The organism is Streptomyces sp. NPDC002138, assembly GCF_040296485.1.
Lineage (GTDB): Bacteria > Actinomycetota > Actinomycetes > Streptomycetales > Streptomycetaceae > Streptomyces.
The window spans coordinates 1-17,102 of the sequence record NZ_JBEOXE010000020.1; the positions used below are offsets into that span (position 1 = coordinate 1).

The following is a 17,102-nucleotide window of genomic DNA, read 5'->3' on the forward strand; positions in this document are numbered from 1 at the left end:
CCCGGGCGGGGCCGGCGGCCCGCGCCGCCGCCGTCGTGCGCCCGGCCAGCCAGAGGGCGTCGGCCAGCTCCTCGGCGGACGGGTCGAGCCCGGCGGCGCGCAGCAGCGCGGCCAGCTCACGGATCGCGGGCGGCGGCGGACCGGGGGCGGCGGCGGTCACGGGGCCCTACCTCGAGCGGTCGAGCCGTTGGATGAGCAGGTCGGCGAGGTCCTCCCGGGTGGGCGGCGCCGCGTAGTGGGTGAGGTAGATGGCGTTCAGGAGCTGGTCGGCGGCGACGAGCTCGCTCTGGGAGCGGCTGAGGAACTCCCGGATGAGGTCGGCGCCGAGCGTGGCCGCCTCCTCGCCCAGATGGGCCCTGACCATGGTGGCGAGCCGCTTCTCGCCGGGCGGGCCGAGCTTGAGCTGGATGCAGCGGCGCAGCAGGGCGGCGGGGAAGTCCCGTTCGCCGTTGCTGGTCAGGATGATGAAGGGGAAGGCCCGGCAGCGGACCCGGCCGTCCCGGACGGCGGCCTTCGCGCCGTCGTCGGTCAGCACCCGCACCTCGGGTTCGCGGTCGGCGACCCGCTCCAGCTCGGGGAGCGCGAACTCGCCCTCCTCCAGCACGTTCAGGAGGTCGTTGGGCAGGTCGATGTCGCTCTTGTCCAGCTCGTCGATGAGCAGCACCCGCGGCCGGTCGGTGGGCAGCAGCGCGGTCCCGAGGGGGCCGAGCCGGATGTACTTGCCGATCCCGGGCGCCCCGCCGGGCTCCGCGCCCCCGGCGGCGATCTGTACGTCCTGCAGCCGGGCGATGGCGTCGTAGCGGTAGAGGCCCTCCTGGAGCACGGTCCGCGAGACCACGGGCCAGCGCAGCACGCGGCCGAGCTTCAGCTCGTGCGCGACGGCGTGCGCGAGCGTGGACTTGCCGGTGCCGGGATATCCGGTCACCAGCAGGGGCCGCCGCAGGTACAACGCGGCGTTGATGGCTTCGAGTTCCTCCGGCTCGGGCCGGTGCAGCGCGGCGGCGTGCCGGTGGGCACCGAGCCGCCGGGTGGCCGCGCTGTCGGCGGCCGCGGCCGCTTCCCCCGGATCGATGACGGGTCCGCCGTCGAAGTCCCGCCAGGGCGGCGGGTCGGGCAGCGCGTCGATCCCGTCGTGGGGCTCGCCGATCCCCCGGTAGATGAGCCACTCGTCATTCATGGCCGCTCGCCGCCTTCACTGGTCGCTCCCCGCGTTCATGGCCGCTCCCCGCTCCCGTTCCCGCGCGCCGCGCCGGCCGCGGCGCGCGCACTCCCCGGGGCCCACTCCCCGGCGCGCACCACCGCCCGCCCGACCCCGCCCGCTCACAGGTCCCCCTGCAGCGGCTCGTCGTCCGGCAGGGGTCGGCCCGGGTCGTCCCAGACCAGCCCGAGCCCCGCGGCCCAGTACGCGTCGGGGTCCCGCCCGTGCGCCCGCCCCCGCAGGGACTGGAGCCGCAGCGCCAGCACCCCGGCGCGCCCGGCGTCGGCGAGCTCCTCGCGCAGCCCGCGGTGGAACGGCGCGCACGGCAGCGCCGGGTCCGCCGGGGGCCGCCGACACAGCACGACCCCGTACCCGGCGCGGTGGGCCAGGTGCAGCGACCCGAGGGTGGGGTCCGCCTTCGTGGTCCGGCAGTGCACCGGCACGGTGTTGTCGGGCTGCCCGTCGAGCCAGGCGTACGTCGGGGTGCGTCCCCGCCCCCGGTCGCAGTCGGCCCGTTCGTCGAGCAGCGGTCCCGCCTGTACGCGCGCCCAGCGGTCGGCCCTGCGGTGGCCGGTCTCGGGGTCGGGCGGCCCGTCCTCGGGCGGGTGGCGCAGCACCACGGGCCGCTGGGTGCCCAGCGGGGCCGTGCCGCTCACCACCCACTCGTCCACGGGCAGGCCGAACAGCTCGGGGGCGACGACGGCCTCCAGCAGCGCGGCCCCCTCGTGCGTGTCGCAGCGCCGGAAGGCCTCGGCGAGCGGGGCCCGCAGCAGCTCGGGCAGGGCGGCGAGGGTGGCCCGCTCCCCCGCGTCGACCGGGCTCACGTGCTCCGGCCCGAGGAAGACGGAGACCCGCCAGTCGTAGACGTCCTCCCAGCAGTGCGCCCACACCTCCAGCAGCACCGAGGGGCCGGGCGGCAGGACCTCGGCGGCGCGGGCGGGCCCGATCCGCACGGCCTGCCCGGCGGCGGCCAGCCGGCCGCGCTCGCGCGCGGCCTCGCGCTCGGCCAGGCCCCGCTCGTGGCGCTCGCCCAGCTCCCGGCGCAGGGGCCGCCAGAGCCGCTCGGCGGTGGCCCGGACCCAGTCCCAGAGCTCCTCGTCGGCGCCGGGGGCGGGCGGCTCGCGGTGTTCGGCCACGCTCACGTCGGTGGCGTAGCGCAGCATCGCGGCGGCCTCGCTGACCCCGCCGGGCGGGTCGTAGAGCAGGCCGAGCCCGTCGCGCCAGCTCAGCGGCGCCAGCGGGCCGGGGTCCGGCTCCTCGCCGCGGGCCGCCTCGACCAGGACCCGTACGGCCTCGGAGGAGCCGGGCGGGGGCAGCTCGGCGAGTAACCCGCACAGGGTGGTGCGCTCGCCGGGCGTGAGGCGCTGGCGGCCGCCGTAGGGGTCGGGATCGGGGCGCGGGAGTTCGTCGTGCACGTCGGTCCAGGTGCGGCGGTTGTCGACATCGCTGAGGTGCTGGTCGTAGTGGTGCAGGTCGTGGGCCTGCATCACCCGGCGGTAGAGCCCGATCCGGCTCTTGGCGGCCATCGGCAGGGTCCGCAGCTGGACGACGGAGACGGCGAGCCCGCCGCCGCCGCGCCCGCGGGCCTTGACCACGCCGACGACCTCGCCGCGGGCCAGGTCCACGACGGGGCCGCCGGACATGCCGTGCTCGATGTCGTCCTCGGCGCCGAGCCGGATGGCGGCGCCGTTGCCCGCGGTGCCGCGCAGCCGGGTGGTGCGGCCGGTGATCTCGGGGGTGCCGAGGTCCTCGGTGCAGCCGAAGTAGGCGACCTCGTCGAAGCGGGGCCTGGCCCGGTCGGTGAGCCAGACGCAGGCGTGGGAGACGGGAGCCAGGACGCGGACGAGCGCCAGGTCGGGCAGCTCCCACAGGCCCGGCCCGGCCGGGCGGCGCCGCTCCAGGCGCTCGGGCAGGACGCACTCCACGCGCCCGGCGACGGTGCCGGTGGCGCCGTCCCCGCCGGAGGAAAAGGTGATGCCGACCTCCCGGCCCGCCAGCCGCATGCCGCCGCCCCCTTCCCCCACCACGTGCGCGCACGTCAGGACCCAGCCGGGAGCGATGAAGAACCCGCTCCCCCACGTGGCACCGGTCCCGGGGTCCTCATACCCGCTCGGCGGGGCGTGGACGCGCACGGTCGCGGCCTGGACGAGGGGCTCGAGGAGCTCGAAGGCGCGCGCGGAGTCGCCCGTGCGCCCGTCCGCCATCCCCCGCCCCCGGTCCCGGTGAATCAGCACCCAGCAGCAACCAACGACTGCGCCCGCCAAGCGTGTTGAGGTAATCAAGGCTATCCCCGGCCGCTGTCCGGCGGGAGGTGTCCGGCCGACGCGGATTATCCTGGCCGGTAACTACCCCCCTTTCACGCACGGAGCCTGTCTTGTACTTCACCGATCGCGGCATCGAGGAGCTGGAGAAGCGGCGCGGCTCGGAGGAGGTCACCTTCGAGTGGCTCGCCGAGCAGCTCCGGACCTTCGTGGACCTCAACCCGGACTTCGAGGTCCCGGTCGAGCGGCTGGCCACCTGGCTGGCCCGGCTCGACGACGAGGACGAGTAGGACGAGTAGGACGAGCGGGACGGCCCCCGCCGCGTACGCCGAAGGCCCCGCCGGATCGTTCCGGCGGGGCCTTCGGCGTGTGTGCTCGGTCGGGTGACCGCGTCCTCAGGCGAGGCGCGCCACTCCGTCCGCGCGGGCCGCGGCGGCGACGGCCGCGGTGACGGCCTCGGCGACGCGCTCGTCGAACGGCGACGGGATCACGTAGTCGGCGGCCAGCTCGTCACCGACGACACCGGCGATGGCGTCGGCGGCGGCGATCTTCATGTTCTCGGTGATCCGGGTGGCCCGGACCTTGAGGGCGCCCGCGAAGATGCCGGGGAACGCCAGCACGTTGTTGATCTGGTTCGGGAAGTCCGAGCGGCCCGTGGCCACGACCGCCGCGTACTTGTGCGCGACGTCGGGGTGGACCTCCGGGTTCGGGTTGGCCATGGCGAAGACGAAGCAGTCCTTCGCCATCGTCGCCACCGCGGCCTCGGGGACCGTACCGCCGGAGACGCCGATGAAGACGTCCGCGCCGACGAGGGCGTCCTCCAGGGATCCCGTCAGGCCGCTCTTGTTGGTGAGGCCCGCGATCTCCGCCTTGACGTCCGTCAGGTCGGAGCGGTCGGCGGAGACGACACCCTTGCGGTCGGTGACGCAGACGTCACCGATGCCCGCGTCCACCAGGATCTTGGCGATGGCGATGCCCGCCGCGCCCGCGCCCGAGATCACGGCGCGCAGGTCCGCGAGGGTGCGGCCCGTCAGCTTGGCGGAGTTGCGCAGGGCGGCCAGCGACACGATGGCGGTGCCGTGCTGGTCGTCGTGGAAGATCGGGATGTCCAGGGCTTCCTGGAGCCGGCGCTCGATCTCGAAGCACCGGGGGGCGGAGATGTCCTCCAGGTTCACCCCGCCGAAGGACGGCGCGAGGCGGATCACGGTCTCGATGATCTCGTCCGTGTCCTTGGTGGCGAGCGCGATCGGGACCGCGTCGACACCGCCGAACTGCTTGAAGAGGATGGCCTTGCCCTCCATCACGGGGAGGGAGGCTTCCGGCCCGATGTCACCGAGTCCGAGCACGGCCGTACCGTCGGTGACGACGGCGACCACGTTGGACTTCCAGGTGTACTCGTTCACGAGGTCGGGCTGCTCGGCGATGGCCGTGCACACCTTGGCCACGCCGGGCGTGTATGCGAGGGACAGGTCGTCCTTGTCCCGGACGGGGACGGTGGCCACGATGGCCATCTTGCCGCCCCGGTGGAGCGCGAACACCGCATCCGGGTTGTTGTCCGTAACGCTGTCGCTGCGAGGATTGACGATCTCCGCTGCCACTTTCTTGACCCCTTAAGTCTTTGAATCGTTGAGGGTGACCACTCCTGGTTAAGGGGTGGGCGGGCACCGCGTCCGTACTCCGCATCGACGGTTGGCCCGTCTCCGCGAAGGGGAGGTTCGTACGCGCGGGCGCGCCGCACGCGCGCCCTGAGCCCCGGATGAGGGGTGTAAGGATCTGTTCTACCCGAAGAACGCTCACCCAGACGAGTCGATTCCTGCTCGACCATAAGCTTCTTGTCCTGGTTTTGGCGAAAAGTCCAAGAGTCTGTGTCCAGTACCCGAGACGGGCCGCAAAAACTCCGGTAAAGAGGCTCCCGCACGGCGCATAGTCCTGCCGCGACAGCCCATACCCGCAGTGATGTTGGGTTCCCGGGGTCGCCCGTTATGCGATTTTGACCTGATGGGCAGCCTGAATGCGTCAGTCCGAATGGCAAGATGCCGTAATCACACAAGGTCGCGACACTCGAAGCTGCGTGCCGGACCGCCATCGGATGCTTTCCACCCCTGTCGGAGGAACCAGCTCATGACCGCAAGCACCACCCGCCGCACGACTGCCGCCCGGTCCCGTATCGCCGCGGTCGGCGCGATCGCGGTCGCCGGCGCCCTGATCCTCACCGGCTGCGGCGACCAGACCGACAAGGGCTCCGACACGGGCGGCAAGACGAGCAGCGCCCCGCTGTTCTCGAAGCTCCCGAAGAAGATCCAGGACGCGGGCGTGATCAAGGTCGGCACGGACGCCACCTACGCTCCGATGGAGTTCAAGCAGGGCGAGAAGATCGTCGGTGTCGACCCCGACATCGCCGAGGCCCTCGGCAAGCAGCTCGGCGTGAAGTTCGAGTTCACCTCCGGCACCTTCGCCACGCTGCTGGGCGGTCTGCCCACCGGCCGCACCGACGTCGTCATGTCCTCCATGAGCGACACCAAGGCCCGCCAGCAGGGTCTCGACGACAAGGGCCAGAAGACCGGTAACGGTGTCGACTTCGTCGACTACTTCACCGCCTCGACCGGCATCCTGGTCAAGAAGGGCAACCCCGAGGGCATCAAGACCCTCGACGACCTGTGCGGCAAGAAGCTCGCCGTCCAGCGCGGCACGACGTACGAGCAGTCCGCGAAGGACCAGAGCGCCAAGTGTGAGAAGGACGGCAAGGCGAAGCTCTCCATCGAGGCCTTCGACACCGACGCCGAGGCCCAGACCCGCGTGAAGGCCGGCGGCGCCGTCGCCGACCTGAACGACTCCCCGGTCGCCGCGTACATCGCGCAGACCGCCGGCGGCGGCAACGACTTCGAGGCCGTCGCCAACCCGGGCGACGCCGGCCTCTTCGGCATCGCCATCGACAAGAAGAACACCGAGCTGCGCGACGCCCTGTCCGCCGCCGTCGACGCCACCATCAAGGACGGCAGCTACAAGGCCGCCCTCGACAAGTGGAACGCGGCCTCCGGCGCCGTTACCAAGGCCCAGGTCAACGCAGGTCAGTGACCCCCACGCAGCACTGAAGGGCAGTCACTGTGACTGACAAGCTCGAAAAGGTCCCCGGACCGGCGGCCACCCCGCCGGCCGGGTCCGTACCTCCCGAAATGATCCGCGCCATCCCCGTCCGGCATTACGGACGCTGGGTCAGCGGAGTCATCGCGCTCGTCCTGTTCGGCGCGATCATCTACGCCTTCTCCCAGGGCAACGTGCGCTGGCAGACCGTCCCCGAGAAGCTCTTCGACGCGAGCATCCTCAGCGGTCTGTGGCACACGGTCCTGATCAGCGTCGCGGCCATGGCGCTCGGTCTGGTCCTGGGCGTCGCCTTCGCGGTGATGCGGCTCTCGAAGAACCCGGTGACCAGCACCATCTCCTGGTTCTACATCTGGTTCTTCCGCGGCACCCCGGTCTACGTCCAGCTGCTCATCTGGTTCAACCTCGCCCTGATCTTCCCGATCCTGAACCTCGGGTTCTACAAGGACGAGATGACCCAGGTCATGACCCCCTTCCTGGCCGCCCTGCTGGGTCTCGGCCTCAACGAGGGCGCGTACATGGCGGAGATCGTCCGGGCTGGCATCCAGTCGGTCGACGAGGGCCAGTCGGAGGCCTCGCACGCGCTGGGCATGACCCGTACGCAGACCATGCGCCGGGTCGTGCTGCCGCAGGCGATGCGCGTGATCGTGCCGCCGACGGGCAACGAGTTCATCAACATGCTCAAGACCTCGTCGCTGGTCGTCGCCGTGCAGTACGCCGACCTGCTGCGGGCCGCTCAGGACATCGCGGCCACCTCGTTCGCGGTGATGGAGATGTTCATCGTCGCGTCGATCTGGTACCTCGCCCTGACCAGCGTGTTCAGCGTCGGCCAGTACTACCTGGAGCGCCGTTTCGCGCGCGGCTCGCTGCGCAGCCTGCCGCCGACGCCGTTCCAGCGGCTGCGCTCCAACCTGAACATGTTCCGCCGTACGGAGGTGGCGAAGTGACCGCCCAGCCGATGGTCAAAGCCGAGGCCGTGCACAAGTCCTACGGCGCCGCCCACATCCTGCGGGGCATCGACCTCGAGGTCGCTCCGCGGGAGGTGTTCTGCCTGGTCGGCCCGTCCGGCTCCGGCAAGTCCACCTTCCTGCGGTGCATCAACCACCTGGAGCAGGTCAACGCCGGCCGGCTCTACGTGGACGGCCAGCTGGTGGGGTACCGCCAGAAGGGCGACAAGCTCTACGAGCTGAAGGACAGCGAGGTCGCGGCCCAGCGCCGGGACATCGGCATGGTCTTCCAGCGCTTCAACCTGTTCCCGCACATGACGGCCATAGAGAACGTCATGGAAGCCCCCGTCATGGTCAAGGGCGAGAGCAAGGCGGTCGCGCGGGCGCGCGCCGTCAAGCTGCTCGACCGGGTGGGCCTGGGCGACAAGGGCGGGAACTACCCTTCGCAGCTCTCCGGCGGCCAGCAGCAGCGCGTGGCGATCGCCCGCGCGCTGGCCATGGAGCCGAAGCTGATGCTCTTCGACGAGCCCACCTCGGCGCTCGACCCGGAGCTCGTCGGTGACGTCCTCGACGTCATGCGGGACCTGGCCGAGTCGGGCATGACCATGATCGTGGTCACCCACGAGATGGGCTTCGCCCGCGAGGTCGGCGACAGCCTGGTGTTCATGGACGGCGGCGTGGTCGTCGAGGCGGGCAACCCGCGCGACGTCCTCGGCAACCCGCAGCACGACCGGACGAAGGCGTTCCTGTCCAAGGTGCTGTAGCCGCGGACGCGACGCGAAGAGGGGCGGTACGGGGATCCCCCGTACCGCCCCTCTCGCCGTCCCCCCGGGTCTCCCCTATTTCCCGCTCGAGTTCCCGCTCGATTTCCTACTTCAGTCCTAGGACCAGGGCGTCGGACGGGGAGCGCCAGACCGTACGGGCCTCCGAGAAGCCCGCCTCGCGCAGGGTGCGGGCGTGCCAGGCGTCGTCCGGGGTGTCGCCGTCGGCGTGCTCGCCGTAGATCTCGTACCGCTTCTTCGTGGGCTCGGCGAGCAGCGGGTCGGCGGCGGCCAGGGCCCACCAGTCGGCCCAGTCGAGCACTCCCTCGGCGCGGGCCCGGTCCATGCCCGCGTGGCGGTGGGCCCGCTCGGCGGCGTTGATCAGCGGGGTCGTGGGGTCGGGCATGTGGTCGGCGTTCATGAAGACGCCGCCGGTGCGCACCAGGGGCGCGAGCTGCCCGTAGAGCACGGCGAGGCGCGGGCTGTGCAGCCAGTGCAGGGCGGTGGCCGTGAGGACGGCGTCGTAGCTGTCGTACGGGAGCCGCGCGGCCCAGTCGGGGTCCTTGAGGTCCGCGGTGACGAAGGTGACCCGGTCGTCGCCCGCGAAGTGGCCCTCGGCGATGGTCAACAGGGCGGGGTCGAGATCGACGCCCGTACTGATGGCGTCCGGGAACCGTTTGAGGACGCGGTCCGTGATACTTCCCGTACCGCACGCCAGATCGAGCACCCGGGGCGCCGCGCCGACGACCGCCTCGACCATGTCCAGCATGACCCGGAAGCGTTCCTCGCGGTCGGGCATGTACCACTCCTGCTGGCGGTCCCAGCTGTCCTGCCAGGCCTGCCAGTCCGTTCCGGTCGCCGCGTCCGTCATCCCGAAGCCTCCATACGCCCGTCCGTAATACCCTTAATACCGAAGCGGCCGTTACCGAACGGCACACCCGCAGACTAATCCGCAGCCGTAAGGACTACAAGTGGAACTGGCCCATTACTCGGACCACGCCGTGCGCCTGGTCAACACCGAGGAGCCGGCCCGCAACACGGACTCGCTGACCTCCGTGGACGCGGCGCGGGCCCTGTTCGGCGCCAGCACACAGGCCGCCCGCCGGGTCACCGACGCGGACGTCACCCGCTTCCGCAACGTCCGCGGACGGCTGCGCTCGGTCTTCGAGGCGGCGGACTCCGGCGACCACGTCCTGGCGGTGGACCTGCTCAACTCGCTGCTGATGGAGTTCCCGGTGAGCCCGCAGATCTCCGGGCACGAGCTGCTCGGCCCGGACGGCGCGCCGAACTGGCACATGCACCTCGCCGACCATCCGTCCAACGCCTCGGCCGGGTACGCCGCGATCGCCTCCATGGGTCTGGCCTTCCACCTCACGGAGTACGGCGCCGACCGGCTGGGCCTGTGCCAGGCGCTGCCGTGCCGCAACGCCTACCTCGACACCTCCACCAACCGGTCCCGGCGCTACTGCTCGGACCGCTGCGCCACCCGCGCGAACGTGGCCGCCTACCGGGCCCGCAAGCGCGAGGAGGCGGACGGGTCCGCGAAGAGCGGGCGCACCGCGCGGGCCAGCCAGGACGCCCGGGCCGCCAGCGAGGTCTGACCGGGAGCGGGCGGTCGCAGGCGCAGCCGCCCGACGCCCAGCACGAGTTCGTCGGGCACCGCGCCGTAGTCCTCGCTGTCCCCGCTCTCGTTGAAACCGTTGTCCCCGAGCACCCACCAGCCGCCCGCGCGCCGCTCGGCGGCGCGCTTGACGACCAGCAGGTCCTGCTGGAGCGGATGGCGCAGCACCACGATGTCACCGGGGCGCACCCGGCCCCCGTAGTGGACGAGCACCTGGTCGCCCGAGTCCAGGGTGGGGGCCATCGAGGGCCCGTACACCTCCACCATCCCGATCCGCACGCGCATGTGACACCTTCCCGCTTCGTCCGTACGTTCGCTCACCGCCCCCATCGTGACGCTGGACTTTTGTCCTAAGCCCACGGGGCCGCCCGCGAAATCCGCTTTCTCACGGAGTAATCTCCCCCTTGAGAAGACGATCACGAGGAGGACCCACCCCCATGCTTTCCCGCTTCTTCGCTCCCAAGGTCAAGGTCAGCGCGCACTGCGACCTGCCGTGCGGCGTCTACGACCCCGCCCAGGCCCGCATCGAGGCCGAGTCCGTCAAGGCCGTGCAGGAGAAGTACCAGGCCAACGACGACGCCGACTTCCGCGCCCGCGCCATCACCATCAAGGAGCAGCGCGCGGAGCTCGCCAAGCACCACGTTTCGGTGCTGTGGAGCGACTACTTCAAGCCGCCGCACTTCGAGAAGTACCCGCAGCTGCACGCGCTGGTCAACGACACCCTGAAGGCCCTCTCGGCCGCCAAGGCGTCGAACGACCCGGCGACCGGCCAGAAGGCCCTCGAGCTGATCGCGGAGATCGACCGCATTTTCTGGGAGACCAAGGCCGCCTGATCACCCAGGTGATCAGCCGGACCCACCCGGTCCACGCACAGAGGGGCCCGGTCGCATGCCGCGACCGGGCCCCTCTGCGTACGCCCCTTGCAGCCCTCCCGACCCCCGTGCCGGGAGGGCTGCATGGTGGTGCATGGCCAGAATCGTACCCTGGTTTCTGGCCTGCCCTTGACGTTCCGGTTCCCCCCTGAGAGCGGGCAAGGGGGCTGTACGCACGGGTAATTGACGATCGAACAAAGGATTCCGCTCACCGGCCGCCGGGCGGCCCGGGAGGCGGCCCCGGAGACCGACCGCGAGGCGGACCGCACCCGCGCGCCGGGGCGGGACCGGAGCCGCGGCGGGGCCGGTCCCGACGTGATCCGATAGACAGGCCGGGAGTGCCGGGAGCTCTGGCGGCGGCGACCTACCGAGCGGTAGCGTCTGGCCGCATGTTCGCTGCCTATGCCGCCCGTATCGACCGTGACCAGCCGCTGAGCGGCCTCGAGCTGGGCGAGCGCCCGGCGCCCGAGGCCCGCCCCGGCTGGGTGACCGTGAACGTCAAGGCCGCCTCCCTCAACCACCACGACCTGTGGTCCCTGCGCGGGGTGGGTCTCGGCCAGGAAAAACTCCCGATGATCCTCGGCTGCGACGCGGCCGGGACCGACCAGGACGGCAACGAGGTCGTCCTGCACTCCGTGATCGGCCAGAGCGGCCACGGGGTGGGCCCGGACGAGCCGCGCTCGATCCTGACCGAGCGCTACCAGGGCACCTTCGCCGAGCAGGTCACCGTCCCGGCCTGGAACGTCCTGCGCAAGCCCGCGCAGCTGTCCTTCGAGGAGGCCGCCTGCCTGCCGACGGCCTGGCTCACCGCCTACCGGATGCTGTTCACCAACGCCGGGGTGCGGCCCGGGGACTCGGTCCTCGTGCAGGGCGCGGGCGGCGGGGTCGCGACCGCCGCGATCGTGCTCGGCAAGGCCGCCGGTCTGCGGGTGTTCGCGACCAGCCGGGACGCGGCGAAGCGCGAGCGCGCGGTGGAGCTGGGCGCGGTCGAGGCGTACGAGCCCGGGGCGCGGCTGCCCGCGCGCGTGGACGCGGTGATCGAGACGGTGGGCGCGGCGACCTGGTCGCACTCGGTGAAGTCCCTGCGCCCGGGCGGCACGCTGGTGATCTCGGGCGCGACCAGCGGCGACCGGCCGGCGCACGCGGAACTGACCCGGATCTTCTTCCTGGAGCTGAACATCGTCGGCTCGACGATGGGCACGAAGGACGAGCTGGAGGACCTGCTGGCGTTCTGCGCGGCCACGGGGGTGCGCCCGGTCATCGACGAGGTGCTGCCGCTGGACCGGGCGCGGGAGGGCTTCGCGAAGCTGGAGTCGGGTGAGCTGTTCGGCAAGGTGGTGCTGACGGTCTGACGTCTGACGGGCCGACGGGTCGCTCCCCCTCCCCCCTCCCCGGCCCTCCGGATGTCAATGTGGGTTGACAGCCCTCCCCCGTCAACCTAAATTGACAGCATGACGGAAGCAACCGATCTCGCCGAGCGGGCCGGTGACCGTGACCCGCGCGTGGGTCTGCGGGCCGTGGCCGCCCTCCGCAGGCTGCTGGAGCAGCTGGAGGCCGTACAGGTACGCAGCGCGCGCCACCAGGGGTGGTCCTGGCAGGACATCGCGGCCGAGCTGGGCGTCAGCCGGCAGGCCGTGCACAAGAAGCACGGGAGGCTCTGATGTTCGAAAGGTTCACGGACGACGCGCGTGAGACGGTCACGGGCGCGGTCACCGAAGCGCGGCGCTGCGGCGCCGGCGCGGTGACCGAGGAGCACCTGCTGCTGGCCCTGCTGGAGCTGGGCACCCTCGACCCGCTGGGCGTGGACCGGGGTTCGGCCGTGGCCGCCCTGGCCGAGGCCCGGCGCCGGGGCGGCATGTCGAAGGCGGACGAGGAGGCCCTGGCGGGCCTCGGCATCGACCTGTCCGAGATCCTCGCCCGGGTCGAGGAGAGCCACGGCGAGGGCGCGCTGGCCACGGCGGCCGCCCGCCCGCGGGCCGGCGGCCGCGTCCGCTTCGCACCGGGCGCGAAGAAGACCCTGGAGCGGTCGCTCCGCATCGCCCTGGGCGGCCGGGAGAAGACCATCACCCGGACCCACCTCCTCCTGGCCCTGCTCACCGCCCCGGGCCCGGTGGCGGACGTCCTCACCGCACACGGCGTCACCTACGCCCGCGTGGAGGAGTCCACCCGCACCGCCTGACGGGCACACACCCCGACCGGGCCGCGCACCGCACCCCAGTGCCGCCCACCCCAGCCTCGCCGGCGTGTGAGGCGCGGGGTCCGGGGCGGAGCCCCAGGGGATCCGCTCCGCCGGGACCCGCCGCCTCACCCCCACTAGCGCGGCGCGCGGACCGTGGTGGTGATGCGGGACGCGGCCGTGGCCAGGTCGGCGCGGATCTCCTCCAGCTGGGCAGCGCTCAGCCCGTGGTCACGGGCCGCGTCCCGCACCTCGTCGCGGAAGCGGTCGAGCAGCCGGTCGAGGTCGCGCGCCGGGTCCCCGGTGGGGTGGAGGTCCTCGGCCCAGCCGGAGGGCGCGGACCGCTCCCTCGCGTCCCTGGCGCCGTCATGGGTCGCGGCGGAGCCGAGCCAGACACCCGCCAGACTGCCGATCTTGTCGGTGAAGTCGGACAGCCCCTCGCGGACCCCGGACTTCGCGAACTGGTCCTGCAGCTGGCTCGCGATCCGCTGGACCTCTTCGCGGGCCCGGTCCTGGGCCTCCTTCGCCTGGCGACGGGCCTGCTGGGCCTCCTCGCGGGCCCGGCGGCTCTCGTCCTTCGCCCGGCGGGCCTGCTCCTTCCACTCCTGGCGGGCCCGGCGCAGCTCCTCCTTGGCCAGCCGCCAGGTCTCGTCCTCCACCCGCGTGCCGGACGCGGAGGCGGCCGCCGCCGCCCGCATCTCGCGGCGCAGGTCACCCGCGGCGCCCCGGACGTCGTCGCGCATCTCCGCGGCCAGCTCGGAGACCGAGTCGCGGATCTCCAGCTCCAGGTCGGCGAGTTCACCGCTGCGGTCGGCCAGCTCGGCGCGGCCCGCCTCGGTGATCGAGTACACCTTGCGCCCGCCCTCGGTGGCGTGCGTGACGAGCCCCTCGGCCTCCAGCTTGGCCAGCCGCGGGTACACGGTGCCCGCCGAGGGCGCGTAGAGCCCCTGGAAGCGCTCCTCCAGCAGGCGGATCACCTCGTACCCGTGCCGCGGGGCCTCGTCGAGCAGCTTCAGCAAATACAGCCGCAGGCGGCCGTGGGCGAAGACGGGCGGCATGTCAGAGCACCTTCTTGTCGAGCTCGAGGGGGGCGGACGGGGCGGCCGCCTCGCTCGGTTCGCGGCGCAGCAGCGCGATCGAACCGGAGACGGTCGTGGCCCGCAGCGTGCCGGTCCCGGCCCCGAGGGTGCCGGTGATGCGCTTCGCGCCCAGCTGGCCGGAGACCCGCAGGTCCTCGAAGGCGTTGGAGACCCCGCCGGTGGCGGTGTTGGCCTCGACGCGAGCGTCCGTGGGGTGCGGGAGCCGGATCGCGACCTGGCCGGAGACCGAGTTGAGCGCGATGTCCACCGGCTGCGGGGCGCTCTGGTCCGGGTCCAGGTCCAGGAGCATGTCGCCGCTGACCGAGTCGGCCCGGACGCTGCCGCCCGCGCCCTCGACCACGGTCAGACCGCCGGAGACGGAGTGGAAGCCGAGGGTGCCGCTGAGGGCCTGCGCCTCCACGCTGCCGGACACGGTGTGCGCCTTGACGGCCCCGGACAGCCCCACCAGCGTGGCGTCGCCGGAGACGCCGTTGACATCGGTCGTCCCCGCGATGCCCGAGACGAAGGCCGTGGCGCTGACGGTGGCCACCTGCACCCGGGTGGCGGCGGGCAGGGTCAGCGAGATGACGGCGCTGCGCTCCCAGGCCTTGGCGCCGCCGGCGGATCCGGAGCCCGTCCAGGCCTTCCACGGCTTGGAGTCGAACCACTTGCGCAGGTTCTGCGAGCCGTTCCAGGGCAGGTCCTCGTAGGAGATGGTCAGGGTGTCGCCCTCCTGCACCACGTGCAGGGGCGGACCGCTGACCTCGCTGACCTCCAGCTGCGCCGGACCCTCCGCCGCGACGACGTTCACCGTGCCGCCCACGACGCGGACGCGGAGCTCGGCGACCGGCTCCTCGAAGGTGAGCTGCTGGGGTTCGGCGATGGACCAGGTCGTCTGGTGTGCCATGGTGCTGATCCTCCTCGGGCGAGCGCGTGGGTGCCGGGGTTCGGCGTGACGCAACATATCGCGTCTTCTGAGTAACACGATATATCGCGGATATCGGAAGTCAAGCGACTCCGTCGACCCTCGCGCGCCCGAGCGTCACTTTGTGATGGTTAGGGCGGTAGGAGCGATTTGCCTTAGCGTGAGGGCATGTCGATCTCCGAGACCACGGCGGGCGGACTGCTGCTCTGCCGCGCCGAGCCCACCGCCGTCCGACCCGCCGCCGCCCACATCCTGCGCGAGCGCCTGCTGCTCGCCCCGGCGGGCGAGTGGACCTCCCTGGTCCCCGAGGGCGCGCCGTGGGCCGGGGCGGAGGAGTCCGTGGACGAGGTGCTGGCCGGCTGGACCTCGGCGCTGGCGATCGGCGCCAACTGGCCGGTGCTGGGCCTGTGGTGGGAGTCCGGGGAGAGCGGCTTCGCCCTCGCGTCCGGTCCGCGTCGGCCCGTCTCCTACGGGTGGGCGGCGGACGGGACGCCGCTGGGCGACCCGGACACCATGCGGACGCTCACCGCGCGCCTCGGCCTGGACCCCGTGCTCGACCTGGAGGAGCTGGAGCGGCTCACCCGGCCCGACGAGGCCGCCGACGGCGGGACCCGGCTGCTGGGGCTGATCGCGCTCCTCGCCCGGGCCGGGCTGGCACTGCCCGCCGGCCTCTCCCCCGGCGAGCCCGCCGACCGGCTGCGGCAGGCCGCGCGGGTCGCCCCGGGCGCGGGTGCCGTGGAGTGGTCCGGCTGGCGCGACGCGGTGCGGGCCGAGCTCGACGAGGTGGAGGGCGGGCCGCTGGGCCCCTGGCTGCGCGGGCCCCGCGCCCGGTGCGCGGGCGCCGCCCAGGTCGCCGCCGGAGCCCCCCTGATGCTGTGGGCGGCCCGCCGCCGCAGCCCCGGCTGGCTGGCCGCGGGCGCGCTCCTGGTCACCCACGGGGCGCTGGGCCTCGCGTACGACCGGGCCCGCGACCACGGCCGGGCCGAGCGGGACCGCGCCCGGGCGTGAGGCCCGGGGCCCCGGCCCTCACCCCGCAGCCCGCAGCCCGCAGCCCGCCCGGCGGTCCCGGCGGACTGAAGAATCGTTACGCCGCCTCCGCGCCCGGCTCCGTGTCCGTGTCCGTATCCGGGCCCGGACCCACGCCCCCACCCATGCCCGCGCCCGCGCCCGCGTCCGCGTCCAGCAGGGGGCTCTCGTGGTGGTGCAGCCAGGCGCGGTACGGCGGGGTGCCGAGGGCCGCCTCGCGGTAGGCCGCGCGCAGGTCGTCGTACACCTCCGCGTGCGCCCCGGGGCGGGTGGCCAGCAGGAGGCGCACGGCGAGCGGGTCCCCGTACAGCGGCCGGATCGCCATGTCATCGCGCGGGCCGGACGTCGGCTGGCAGGGCGCGACCGCCTCGCCGGAGACGATCAGGGAGGCGGCGGTGTGGTAGTCGGCGTGGAGTACCGCGGGGCGCAGTCCGGCGCCCGCGAGGACCCGGCGGAGACCGTCCCACTCGCCGTCGACCGACGGGTCCACCGTCCACCGGTCGGCGGCGAACTCCCGTAACTCCACGACCGGTCGGCGCGCCGCGGGGTGGTCCCGGGCCATCGAGACGAACTGCGGCTCGCGCTCCATCAGCACGTGCACCTCCAGCCCCGGCGGCACCCGCAGCGGGAAGCCCTCCACCTCGTGCACGAAGGCCACGTCAAGCCGTCCCGAAGCCACCATCCGCAGCAGCGCGTTGGCCGAGACGTCCACCACGAGCGAGGTCTCCGTGTCCGGCAGCCGCCGGTGCAGCCTGCGCAGCCAGCCCGGCAGCGCGCGGCTGGCGGTGGAGCCGATCCGCAGCCGCGGCCCGTGCGCGAGCGCCCTCGCCTCGGCCACCAGGGCCGCCATCTCCTCCAGCAGGGGGCGGGCCCGGCCGAGTACTGTCCGCCCGAAGGGGGTGGGGCGGCACCCGGTGCGTTCGCGCAGGAACAGCTCGCCGTCCAGGGCGCGTTCGATCCGGCGCAGCTGGGTCGTCAGGGAGGGCTGGCTCACCCCGAGCTGCCGCGCCGCCTTGTGCAGACTGCCGGCGTCGGCGATGGCGCACAGCGCGCGCAAGTGCCTCACCTCGAGCTCCATGTCCCGAGAGTAGGGCGGTCCCCGTGGACCGCACCAGCCACTGATAGCCCCCCGAATCC

General features: G+C 72.9%; 19 protein-coding genes. 11 read left to right on the forward strand and 8 right to left on the reverse strand.

The window, feature by feature from the left end:
- Window positions 1-166: 166 nt before the first annotated feature.
- Together ABT084_RS15335 and ABT084_RS15340 are read right to left on the reverse strand one after the other, a co-directional pair.
- Window positions 167-1,177: an AAA family ATPase gene (locus ABT084_RS15335; protein ID WP_351043084.1), complete on the reverse strand. Its 1,011-nt coding sequence runs from the start codon at window positions 1,175-1,177 to the stop codon at window positions 167-169.
- A 143-nt stretch (window positions 1,178-1,320) separates the two neighbouring features.
- On the reverse strand, window positions 1,321-3,402 hold the full coding sequence (locus tag ABT084_RS15340; protein ID WP_351043086.1) for a VMAP-C domain-containing protein: 2,082 nt from the start codon (window positions 3,400-3,402) through the stop codon (window positions 1,321-1,323).
- Window positions 3,403-3,572: 170 nt separating this feature from the next.
- Here ABT084_RS15340 and ABT084_RS15345 point away from each other — a divergent pair, with 170 nt between their 5' ends.
- A complete protein-coding gene (locus tag ABT084_RS15345) occupies window positions 3,573-3,749 on the forward strand; it encodes a DUF6104 family protein (RefSeq protein WP_351043089.1) in 177 nt (58 codons plus the stop codon).
- Between the two features lie 105 nt (window positions 3,750-3,854).
- Here ABT084_RS15345 and ABT084_RS15350 read toward each other — a convergent pair whose 3' ends face one another.
- A complete protein-coding gene (locus tag ABT084_RS15350) occupies window positions 3,855-5,057 on the reverse strand; it encodes an NAD(P)-dependent malic enzyme (protein ID WP_351043091.1) in 1,203 nt (400 codons plus the stop codon).
- A 523-nt stretch (window positions 5,058-5,580) separates the two neighbouring features.
- Between ABT084_RS15350 and ABT084_RS15355 the strand changes: the two genes are divergently transcribed.
- Genes ABT084_RS15355 through ABT084_RS15365 form a run of 3 tightly spaced genes read left to right on the forward strand, consistent with a single transcriptional unit; the run spans window position 5,581 to window position 8,269 of the window.
- Window positions 5,581-6,534: an ABC transporter substrate-binding protein gene (locus ABT084_RS15355; RefSeq protein WP_351043093.1), complete on the forward strand. Its 954-nt coding sequence runs from the start codon at window positions 5,581-5,583 to the stop codon at window positions 6,532-6,534.
- Window positions 6,535-6,563: 29 nt separating this feature from the next.
- Window positions 6,564-7,505 carry an amino acid ABC transporter permease gene (locus ABT084_RS15360; RefSeq protein WP_502968941.1) on the forward strand — a complete coding sequence of 314 codons (942 nt, stop codon included), beginning with the start codon at window positions 6,564-6,566 and terminating at the stop codon, window positions 7,503-7,505.
- A gap of 11 nt (window positions 7,506-7,516) precedes the next feature.
- Window positions 7,517-8,269 (forward strand): amino acid ABC transporter ATP-binding protein, encoded by a 753-nt coding sequence (locus ABT084_RS15365; RefSeq protein WP_330335186.1) that lies wholly within the window; start codon window positions 7,517-7,519, stop codon window positions 8,267-8,269.
- Window positions 8,270-8,375: 106 nt separating this feature from the next.
- Here the strand turns inward: ABT084_RS15365 and ABT084_RS15370 are convergent, their stop codons facing one another.
- Entirely contained in the window at window positions 8,376-9,137 is a 762-nt protein-coding gene (locus tag ABT084_RS15370; protein WP_351043095.1) for a class I SAM-dependent methyltransferase, read from the reverse strand.
- Between the two features lie 100 nt (window positions 9,138-9,237).
- Here ABT084_RS15370 and ABT084_RS15375 point away from each other — a divergent pair, with 100 nt between their 5' ends.
- Complete coding sequence (locus tag ABT084_RS15375; RefSeq protein WP_351043098.1) at window positions 9,238-9,867, forward strand: CGNR zinc finger domain-containing protein; 630 nt, start codon at window positions 9,238-9,240, stop codon at window positions 9,865-9,867.
- Here ABT084_RS15375 and sodX read toward each other — a convergent pair.
- Window positions 9,771-10,217 carry a nickel-type superoxide dismutase maturation protease gene (gene sodX / locus ABT084_RS15380; protein WP_351043353.1) on the reverse strand — a complete coding sequence of 149 codons (447 nt, stop codon included), beginning with the start codon at window positions 10,215-10,217 and terminating at the stop codon, window positions 9,771-9,773. The two genes, ABT084_RS15375 and sodX, sit on opposite strands and share 97 nt — an antisense overlap.
- A gap of 107 nt (window positions 10,218-10,324) precedes the next feature.
- Here sodX and sodN point away from each other — a divergent pair, with 107 nt between their 5' ends.
- From sodN to ABT084_RS15405, 5 genes are all read left to right on the forward strand, one after another.
- The gene (sodN, locus tag ABT084_RS15385; protein WP_351043101.1) at window positions 10,325-10,720 is read left to right on the forward strand and encodes a superoxide dismutase, Ni; all 396 of its coding nucleotides are present in this window, start codon (window positions 10,325-10,327) and stop codon (window positions 10,718-10,720) included.
- Between the two features lie 222 nt (window positions 10,721-10,942).
- A complete protein-coding gene (locus ABT084_RS15390; RefSeq protein ID WP_351043104.1) occupies window positions 10,943-11,086 on the forward strand; it encodes a hypothetical protein in 144 nt (47 codons plus the stop codon).
- 62 nt (window positions 11,087-11,148) lie between these two features.
- Window positions 11,149-12,111 carry a zinc-binding dehydrogenase gene (locus ABT084_RS15395; RefSeq protein WP_351043106.1) on the forward strand — a complete coding sequence of 321 codons (963 nt, stop codon included), beginning with the start codon at window positions 11,149-11,151 and terminating at the stop codon, window positions 12,109-12,111.
- A gap of 99 nt (window positions 12,112-12,210) precedes the next feature.
- A complete protein-coding gene (locus ABT084_RS15400) occupies window positions 12,211-12,420 on the forward strand; it encodes a helix-turn-helix domain-containing protein (RefSeq protein WP_351043109.1) in 210 nt (69 codons plus the stop codon).
- On the forward strand, window positions 12,420-12,938 hold the full coding sequence (locus ABT084_RS15405; RefSeq protein WP_351043111.1) for a Clp protease N-terminal domain-containing protein: 519 nt from the start codon (window positions 12,420-12,422) through the stop codon (window positions 12,936-12,938). The genes ABT084_RS15400 and ABT084_RS15405 overlap by 1 nt, the downstream gene beginning before the upstream one ends.
- A gap of 134 nt (window positions 12,939-13,072) precedes the next feature.
- Here ABT084_RS15405 and ABT084_RS15410 read toward each other — a convergent pair whose 3' ends face one another.
- Together ABT084_RS15410 and ABT084_RS15415 are read right to left on the reverse strand one after the other, a co-directional pair.
- A complete protein-coding gene (locus tag ABT084_RS15410; RefSeq protein WP_351043114.1) occupies window positions 13,073-13,993 on the reverse strand; it encodes a PadR family transcriptional regulator in 921 nt (306 codons plus the stop codon).
- A gap of 1 nt (window position 13,994) precedes the next feature.
- Window positions 13,995-14,921, reverse strand: coding sequence for a DUF4097 family beta strand repeat-containing protein (locus ABT084_RS15415; protein WP_351043117.1), 927 nt, complete (start codon window positions 14,919-14,921; stop codon window positions 13,995-13,997).
- 186 nt (window positions 14,922-15,107) lie between these two features.
- Here ABT084_RS15415 and ABT084_RS15420 point away from each other — a divergent pair, with 186 nt between their 5' ends.
- A complete protein-coding gene (locus ABT084_RS15420) occupies window positions 15,108-15,947 on the forward strand; it encodes a hypothetical protein (protein WP_502968942.1) in 840 nt (279 codons plus the stop codon).
- Window positions 15,948-16,023: 76 nt separating this feature from the next.
- Here the strand turns inward: ABT084_RS15420 and ABT084_RS15425 are convergent, their stop codons facing one another.
- Entirely contained in the window at window positions 16,024-17,043 is a 1,020-nt protein-coding gene (locus ABT084_RS15425; RefSeq protein WP_351043120.1) for a LysR family transcriptional regulator, read from the reverse strand.
- Between the last annotated feature and the right edge of the window lie 59 nt (window positions 17,044-17,102).

What these genes read in the sequence shown, in the direction of transcription:
- ABT084_RS15335 (WP_351043084.1), bottom strand. Translation starts at nt 1,177, where the DNA reads ATGAATGACGAGTGGCTCATCTACCGGGGGATCGGCGAGCCCCACGAC.
- ABT084_RS15340 (WP_351043086.1), bottom strand. Translation starts at nt 3,402, where the DNA reads ATGGCGGACGGGCGCACGGGCGACTCCGCGCGCGCCTTCGAGCTCCTC.
- ABT084_RS15355 (WP_351043093.1), top strand. Translation starts at nt 5,581, where the DNA reads ATGACCGCAAGCACCACCCGCCGCACGACTGCCGCCCGGTCCCGTATC.
- ABT084_RS15365 (WP_330335186.1), top strand. Translation starts at nt 7,517, where the DNA reads ATGGTCAAAGCCGAGGCCGTGCACAAGTCCTACGGCGCCGCCCACATC.
- ABT084_RS15370 (WP_351043095.1), bottom strand. Translation starts at nt 9,137, where the DNA reads ATGACGGACGCGGCGACCGGAACGGACTGGCAGGCCTGGCAGGACAGC.
- sodX (WP_351043353.1), bottom strand. Translation starts at nt 10,217, where the DNA reads ATGGGGGCGGTGAGCGAACGTACGGACGAAGCGGGAAGGTGTCACATG.
- sodN (WP_351043101.1), top strand. Translation starts at nt 10,325, where the DNA reads ATGCTTTCCCGCTTCTTCGCTCCCAAGGTCAAGGTCAGCGCGCACTGC.
- ABT084_RS15395 (WP_351043106.1), top strand. Translation starts at nt 11,149, where the DNA reads ATGTTCGCTGCCTATGCCGCCCGTATCGACCGTGACCAGCCGCTGAGC.
- ABT084_RS15400 (WP_351043109.1), top strand. Translation starts at nt 12,211, where the DNA reads ATGACGGAAGCAACCGATCTCGCCGAGCGGGCCGGTGACCGTGACCCG.
- ABT084_RS15405 (WP_351043111.1), top strand. Translation starts at nt 12,420, where the DNA reads ATGTTCGAAAGGTTCACGGACGACGCGCGTGAGACGGTCACGGGCGCG.
- ABT084_RS15410 (WP_351043114.1), bottom strand. Translation starts at nt 13,993, where the DNA reads ATGCCGCCCGTCTTCGCCCACGGCCGCCTGCGGCTGTATTTGCTGAAG.
- ABT084_RS15415 (WP_351043117.1), bottom strand. Translation starts at nt 14,921, where the DNA reads ATGGCACACCAGACGACCTGGTCCATCGCCGAACCCCAGCAGCTCACC.
- ABT084_RS15420 (WP_502968942.1), top strand. Translation starts at nt 15,108, where the DNA reads ATGTCGATCTCCGAGACCACGGCGGGCGGACTGCTGCTCTGCCGCGCC.
- ABT084_RS15425 (WP_351043120.1), bottom strand. Translation starts at nt 17,043, where the DNA reads ATGGAGCTCGAGGTGAGGCACTTGCGCGCGCTGTGCGCCATCGCCGAC.